Annotated in this window: 1 protein-coding gene; it reads right to left on the minus strand. The window is 47.6% G+C overall.

The window, feature by feature from the left end; translation table 11 throughout:
- Positions 1–659 (minus strand): glycosyltransferase family 2 protein (locus ACOCD2_RS23410; RefSeq protein ID WP_293650672.1); only part of this gene is annotated, 659 nt, incomplete at its 3' end.
- Positions 660–776 lie beyond the last annotated feature (117 nt).

Consider the following 776-nt stretch of genomic DNA (forward strand, 5'->3'; position numbering starts at 1 on the left):
AACCCCTTGTTCTCATCATTCCGGATAATTGTCGCACCGTCTACGCGCTCTAGAAGCCGCTCCGTTTCATCTGTTGAGTCATTGTCAACAATGACGACTTCGTATCCCCCTCTCACCATAGAAAGAATGGATCGCAAACAGGCAAGCGTCAATTCCGCCCGGTTATACAAAACCAGCAAAATACTGACGTCAGGAGAATCTGCTTCTTTAAAAATAAGCCTTTCATCTGACTGGAGAAATTCTTCCAGCAGCCCGCGATGCTTTTTGGTGTAGTTCTTTTTTGCATCTTTTCCGCTAAAGAACTGCAGATCGCTCCCTTCAGCCAACAGGAAGGCAGAAGCCAACAGGAAGGCAGACACGCCAAAAGCGTCTCTTTTCCTGTGATTCAGGGCAATCCTGTTCAGCAGGTCGATAATATGATCTGTGGCAAGCCGTACAGATTTCCGGCGCAGCGTACGCTCTGCGAAAGACATGACTGCATTCCCTACTCGCCATCTCCAAGAAGAGAGCAGTGACTTCATGGCGTTTAAAGCCTCTTCACATTTTTGTGCATTTCTGGAGTCATCTTCAAGGATCAGCCTGATTATATGTTTGAGTTGTTCCGGGTCATCAGGAAGGTTTTCTGTCGCCCATCGTGGATCCTTGTCATCGTTTGCCATAACTACTGTCCGGAGAATTGGGTATCGCCATCAGAAACACCAGTGTCGAACTGGTATGGATAAATCTGCTTCTTTACATGCTGATACAAACGGCGGTCCAGCCTAGTTACACCACGG

It is taken from the genome of Thiolapillus sp. (genome assembly GCF_048562965.1).
Classification (GTDB): domain Bacteria; phylum Pseudomonadota; class Gammaproteobacteria; order Chromatiales; family Chromatiaceae; genus Thiolapillus; species Thiolapillus brandeum_A.